Consider the following 5581-nt stretch of genomic DNA (forward strand, 5'->3'; position numbering starts at 1 on the left):
CCCGCGGAGCGGGTTGATCCCTGCTGCGCAGGGATCAAGGGAATCCCCGCGCGTTGCGCGGGGATTGACGGAGTGACACCGGCCCGAGCTGCGCTCGGGCCGGGATCCCTTGCGCTGCGCTTCAGGGATCTGTTGAGCCTGCTAACGCAGTCTCAAGCGGCTCCGGTTCCCGGAGCCTTGGGGGGTCCGTCCGCTGCGCTCCCGGACCCGGCCCGCTTCGCGGGCGGCTAGCTGCGAGGAGGGCTGGTGGGGGTGTTTCCTTCGGGGAGAACTTTCTGGGAATCCGGATTTGGGCGTGGTGCCTCTCCGAGTTGGGGGCTACGGGGTGGGGCGGGTTCCGGGGGTGGTGTGGATCTTCCAGCGTGCCCAGTCTCGTCTGGTGTGCGCGGCCATCTCGGTGGTGGCCAGAGCGGTGGTCTTCGCCTCGGTGAGGCGCTGGGGCCACGGGCCGGACCGTGGGCCGGTGAGGAGTGCCTCGAGTAGCGGGCCGGCGAGCACGTGGTGGTCGAAGGGGGCCCGGTCGGCCGGGGCGAGCAGCGCCAGCGGGGGCAGGTGGGCGGGGCGCAGGGCGGCCAGGGTTCGGCGTACGGCGGGGGCGGCTCCCCAACAGGTGTCCAGGATGAGGGCGTTGGCGGTCAGGGGGCGGTGCAGGGCTGTCAGGTCGGTGTCGAGGAAGCCTTCGGGGTGGGGTCCGGGGTAGGAGTGCGTGCAGATGTAAAGAACGTTGGCGTCGGCGCCGAGGGCTCGGTCCGCGGCTCCGGGGGGCACGATCAGGACCGGCCGGGCCGGGGACGGCAGGGAGGTCACGCGGCGCAGGTAGGTCAGGCGGGCGGCGACCCGGCGCGCGTCCGCCTGACAGCGCGGGGACCGGGCGGGCGCGGCCACCAGGACGCGCAGATTCCGCACGATGCGGATACGCCGGTGGCGGACGCGGGGGCCCGGTCCGGGGAGGAGGTTGGGGTGCGGCATGTGCTGCCTGGTCCGTGCGCACGGCTCGTCCGGCTCCTGGCGGCAGGTGATGGGCTGCGGGTCGGTCTGGGGCATCGTCAGATTCTGTCGAAGGCGAGGGTGGCGCAGTCGGGGCACAGCAGCTCTGCAGAGTCGGTTGGCAGGGGCCGCGCGCAGCCGCCCTCACACAGGGTGAAGGCGGTGTCGGTGAAGTCGTTCGCACAGGAGAAACACAGGATGCGTGGGGTGTCCGGGGCGGCCGCGGTCACCGCGGTGATCAGTGCCTCGGCTTCGCATTCGGGGCAGATCAGGACGTCGTCGTCGCCATGGCCCGGCAGGTGGGGTTGGTCCCTCATACCGTAGAGCTGCCAGGTGTACTCCTGGACAGCCTCTTCCGGGCTGTCCCAGGTCTTGAGGCAGAAGCGGCAGTTGGGCAGGTCCCCGCCCAGCACCAGGGTGCCCCGCTCCTCGCATTCGGGACAGGTGACGGTGTGGTCGGCGACGTCCTTGAGTTCGGTGCGCAGCTCGTTGCGGCGCTTTTTGAGGTACGCCTCGATGCGCGCGAGCTTTCCGCGGACGGCCGCGAGCATCAGGTCGGCGTCGTGCCGCTGCTGTGTGTCGAGGCGGGGCAGCAGGTGGTCGGCGATGAAGGGCAGCAGGAAGTTCAGCACGTCGGCGGCGCGTGCCTCGACAGCACCGGCCGGGGCGGTGAAGGCGTAGTGCTGCAGGGCGTTGCGGTCGCGGGCCAGTTTCTTCACTGCGGCGAGGGCCTTGTTCGGCAGGTCGAGGCCGGTGATCTGCGTCAGCCGGGTGAAGGCCTCGTCGGTGGTGCAGCTGTCGAAGTCCGCGTTGTCGAAGGCGGTGCGGGTGGCGGTCTCCGGCTTCTTGAAGACCAGGGTCCAGTGCTCGTCCTGGAGGCGGGCCTTGAGCAGGACCTCGGTGGCGGCCTGAAGGTGCAGGACGGCGTACTTCAGGGCGCGGGCGTCGGGCAGCCCGGCCGGGCCGACGGTCAGCCGCTCGGCTACGTCGATGAGGTAGTCCAGGCCGTTGGTGATCAGCGGGTAGTGCACGTCCGGGCGCTGGCTCGTGCGTTTCGTCGGCTGAGACCTGCGGGCCATCGCCTCTCCCCCTGCCCGGGCTCCGATGCCCGATTCCTTACGTACGCGGGCTGCACGCGTGCCCTGCTTGTGGTGTCCCGGGTCGGTTCTGATTCCAGGCAGGGAGAGCCTATTCGGCGCCTGGACCTCGCCGCACAGACATTTCGGGTTGCGGGTCCTTCCCCCCTGAGCGGGTCAGTTCCGTGGGGTGTACCAGGGCACGAGGCGCATCAGGAGGTCGAGGGTCTGGCGGGCGGCGGTGCGGGTGGCGGTGGTGGGGGCGAAGGCTGCGGCGAGGGCGAGGGTGGCGGTGATCGCGGCAAGCGCGGCCGTGAGGACGGCCAGGAGAACCTTCACGTGGCCGAGGTGGTGGAAGGCGGCGGCGATGAGGACGGCCAGGAGCACGGTGGTGAAGGCGGCGGCTGTCCTTGTGCGGATGCGGGTCCGGTGGCTGGGGGTCATGGCGGGGCTGGTCTTCCTTGGAGTTGGCTGGTTGCAGGTGGTGTTGGAGAGCCAGTGAGCCAGAGACGGAATTGCACGGGAGAGGCCACTTCTCGGGGTTGTAATGGTGGGCATGGCGCGAGGAACTGCAAGTCCGACCGATCAGCAGGTGATCAGTGAACTGGGCGCGCGGGGGGTGGTGGTGACGGCCAGCCAGTTGGAGAGCTGGCGGCGGGCGGGGTTGTTGCCGCGGCATCGGCGGCGAGGGCTCGGGCGTGGCCGGGGGTCGGTGGTGGACGCGGTCGATCCGGTGGTGGTGGAGAGCGCCGCGGCGCTGGCGCGGCATCTTCGGCAGGGACGAGACCGTCGACTGGCTGTGCTGGAGTGGTTCGCCGAGGCCGGCATGGCAGTGCGGCCGGGAGCGGTTCAGGTGCCGGAGCCCCCCGTCGGCGCCGTGCGTCAGGCTCTCGTCTGGGTGCTGGAGAGGTCGGTGTCGCACCGGCTGGTGGAGTTCGCTCGCAGCGCGGCCGGGACGGGTGAGGAGGGGCAGGACGCGCTGTATGCGACCGCGGGCCGGCTCGTGGCGCCGCGCCGCGGGGCGGCGAACCCCGCCCTGGTGCGCGCGGCGCTCGAAGCCGGCGAGGACGTGCCGGTGGAGGCCGAGGGGCCGGACTCCAGGAGCATGGTGCACGTGGTCGCGGCGATCGGTCTGGGGGTGGAAGAAGTGGGGGCGGACGCGCTGGCCGAGGCGTTCGCCGCGCTCGGCATGTACGGCCTGAAGGTCGAGGACTGGGCGCAGATGCTGGGGGCGGCCGAGCGCGGCGAGGTACCGCCCGTGGACTGGGGGCTGTTGGAGCAGCACGCGGACGTGGTGGGTCCGGTGAAGCGGGCCAGTGACGAGGAGCTCGTGCGGGCGCGGACCGTGCTACTCGGTCTGCGCTGGTTCTACGGGCTGTATGTGATGCACGGGCTGCTCATGCCGGACACACCGGCGCAGGCCGCGCTGCGGCAGCGGATCGACGAATGGGGCATGTTCCCCTTCCTGGACCACCTCATCACCGTCAGCCCCTCCCCCGGCCAGTTCGCCGAGTCCCTGGTGGTCTGCCTCGAACCGCCCTTCGACAACCTGTACGAGGCGCTGGTGGAGCAGCTCGCGGAGGACCCGTGCATCTTCAGCATCCCCGGCGACGAGACGGGCGCCGTCGGCTTCGGGGAGAAGTGGGTGCGCGCCATGGCCGAGCTGACGAACGGCCGGAAGGCGGTGGGCGGTGATGCAGACGACGGCCCTGGTGAACGGTCCGAATAAAAGATCTTTGGCGAGCCAGATGCCCGGAGGTATGCGGCGGGACCGGTCCGCTGGGGACCGGTCCCGGCCGGTACAGGCCCGGTGTCAACGGGTCTGTGGTGTCCCTGCGTTGCTTCGGTTTGCGGCCAGTAGCGTGCCAGGGAGGCCCGAGGGCCGGGGGGGGGGGGGGGGGGGGGGGGGGGGGGGGGGGGGGGGGGGGGGGGGGGGGGGGCGCGCCCCCCCCCCCCCCCCCCCCCCCCCCCCCCGACGCTCGGGGTTGGTTGATGGCCAGCTTTCCCTCTTTGACTGCGCCCTGGCAAGGCAACCTTGAACACCCGTGAGCCGGGGCCCCGCCGTCTGGCTCCCTGAGACGGGAAACAGGCGTGGTCGGCAGCGTGCGGCTGCTCGGGGTGGACCGTTCTTGGTCTGTCAGCGGTTCCTGGAACACCGGTGAGCCGAGGGCCCGCACGGGGGGTGCGGGCCGTGGCATGCTGCTCGTCACCGGGCACGGCAGCCGTCAACTTCCGTGCACTCACCGGTTTTTGCGGCCAGTAGCACATTGCCAGTAGCACATCACTGTGCGAGCTGTCGGCGTCTCCACGGCCGACGGCCCGCACGTATGCCAGGGAGGTACTTCGTCCATGTCCAGCATCCGTGAGGGCGCAGCGGCGCCCGTCCCCCACCGCGCGCGCCCCGGCCGGGCGCCGGTCGGGGCCGCGCAGGCTTTCGGTGTCAGTGTCTTCCCGCTGCTCGGCGCGGGGCTCGCCCTCGCCGGTGTGCCGGTGCGCGAGGTGCTCGTCCTCCTCGCCGGGTGCGGGGCGATCGGTGCCGCCGTGTACGCAGTCGGAGGGGGCGGCCGCCGCGTGCTGGAGGCCTTCGCGGCCGCCGTGAACGCCACCGCCCGCCGGTGAAGGGGGCAGGTGAGATGCGTCCGGTGAAGACCGTGCCCGCCGGCCCGCACCACGCTGGGCTGGCGCACCACCTCCAGGGGCTCCGGCAGCGGGCCGGGCTCACCTTCGCCGAACTCGCCGAGCGCACCGCGGTACTCGGCAATCCGGACCTGGCCGTCTCGGCCGCGACGCTCAAGCGCGCGGCCGGCTGCCGCTCCCTGCCGAAGCAGAACACCGTCGTGGCCTACGCACGCGGCTGCGGCGCCACGCCGCAGGAGGAGCGCAAGGCGCTGCTTCTGTGGGCGCGGGCCCGGGCCAGGGGCCGCGGCATCCTGCACCAGCTCCGCGCGCCCGCGGTGCACAACATCCGCACCCGTCGGGAGTTCACCGCCGCGCTCGCGGCCCTCAACGAGACCATCGGGGCCCCGCCGCTGCGCACCGTCCAGCAGCGCGCCGGAACGGTCCCGCAGCCTGCGGGGACTGCCTGTGAGAGTGAGGTGTTCCTGCTTCCCCTCGGGACCCTGTGGGGCATCGCCAACCGGAAGATCAAACTGCCCGCCTGGAAGCACTGCGAAGCATTCCTGCGAGGCTGTGGAGTCACCGGCGAACGCACGCTGGGGCACTGGAAGCAGGCGTGGAAGCACGCCCGCACGGATCGGGCCGCGACTGCCGGGGAGAGTCTGCAGCCGCGTGACCCGGGACGGCGGGCGCGCGAGGCCGGCCGAGACACGAGGAAGTACGGCGATTTCGTCCGTGTCCTGCAGGCGGCCTCCGGCCAGCCCGACGCAGATGGCGTCTGGCCGACCTTGACGGTCAGATCTCTTAAGAGGTCCTAACAAAGGCGTTGGACGTGGCGGTGGGTGATCAGACAGGTGGCGAGGCCGAGGAAGGCTTCGTGGATGTCGTCGCGTCGTTCCCAG

General features: G+C 71.7%; 6 protein-coding genes. 3 read left to right on the forward strand and 3 right to left on the reverse strand.

The genetic code is table 11. The features are described 5' to 3' along the window. Window positions 1–318: 318 nt before the first annotated feature. The 3 genes from ACIRF9_RS52270 to ACIRF9_RS52280 all read right to left on the reverse strand — a co-directional run bounded on the left by ACIRF9_RS52270 (window position 319) and on the right by ACIRF9_RS52280 (window position 2507). Window positions 319–1044 (reverse strand): hypothetical protein, encoded by a 726-nt coding sequence (locus ACIRF9_RS52270; RefSeq protein WP_403837677.1) that lies wholly within the window; start codon window positions 1042–1044, stop codon window positions 319–321. A 2-nt stretch (window positions 1045–1046) separates the two neighbouring features. Continuing rightward, window positions 1047–2066, reverse strand: coding sequence for a hypothetical protein (locus tag ACIRF9_RS52275; protein ID WP_403837679.1), 1020 nt, complete (start codon window positions 2064–2066; stop codon window positions 1047–1049). 174 nt (window positions 2067–2240) lie between these two features. Beyond that, window positions 2241–2507 (reverse strand): hypothetical protein, encoded by a 267-nt coding sequence (locus tag ACIRF9_RS52280; RefSeq protein WP_403837681.1) that lies wholly within the window; start codon window positions 2505–2507, stop codon window positions 2241–2243. A gap of 112 nt (window positions 2508–2619) precedes the next feature. On the opposite strand from ACIRF9_RS52280, the gene ACIRF9_RS52285 reads away from it, so the two are divergent. The 3 genes from ACIRF9_RS52285 (at window position 2620) to ACIRF9_RS52295 (ending at window position 5497) form a co-directional block, all read left to right on the forward strand. Further along, window positions 2620–3792: a hypothetical protein gene (locus ACIRF9_RS52285; RefSeq protein ID WP_403837683.1), complete on the forward strand. Its 1173-nt coding sequence runs from the start codon at window positions 2620–2622 to the stop codon at window positions 3790–3792. Window positions 3793–4412: 620 nt separating this feature from the next. Continuing rightward, complete coding sequence (locus ACIRF9_RS52290) at window positions 4413–4682, forward strand: hypothetical protein (protein WP_403837685.1); 270 nt, start codon at window positions 4413–4415, stop codon at window positions 4680–4682. Between the two features lie 14 nt (window positions 4683–4696). Then, entirely contained in the window at window positions 4697–5497 is an 801-nt protein-coding gene (locus tag ACIRF9_RS52295; RefSeq protein WP_403837687.1) for a helix-turn-helix domain-containing protein, read from the forward strand. Window positions 5498–5581: the final 84 nt, after the last annotated feature.

The organism is Streptomyces sp. NPDC096132 (genome assembly GCF_044763345.1).
In the GTDB taxonomy this organism is placed as follows: domain Bacteria; phylum Actinomycetota; class Actinomycetes; order Streptomycetales; family Streptomycetaceae; genus Streptomyces.

Coding starts and splice junctions, on each gene's coding strand:
- ACIRF9_RS52275 (WP_403837679.1), bottom strand. CDS start 2,066: ATGGCCCGCAGGTCTCAGCCGACGAAACGCACGAGCCAGCGCCCGGAC.
- ACIRF9_RS52285 (WP_403837683.1), top strand. CDS start 2,620: ATGGCGCGAGGAACTGCAAGTCCGACCGATCAGCAGGTGATCAGTGAA.
- ACIRF9_RS52290 (WP_403837685.1), top strand. CDS start 4,413: ATGTCCAGCATCCGTGAGGGCGCAGCGGCGCCCGTCCCCCACCGCGCG.
- ACIRF9_RS52280 (WP_403837681.1), bottom strand. CDS start 2,507: ATGACCCCCAGCCACCGGACCCGCATCCGCACAAGGACAGCCGCCGCC.
- ACIRF9_RS52270 (WP_403837677.1), bottom strand. CDS start 1,044: ATGCCCCAGACCGACCCGCAGCCCATCACCTGCCGCCAGGAGCCGGAC.
- ACIRF9_RS52295 (WP_403837687.1), top strand. CDS start 4,697: ATGCGTCCGGTGAAGACCGTGCCCGCCGGCCCGCACCACGCTGGGCTG.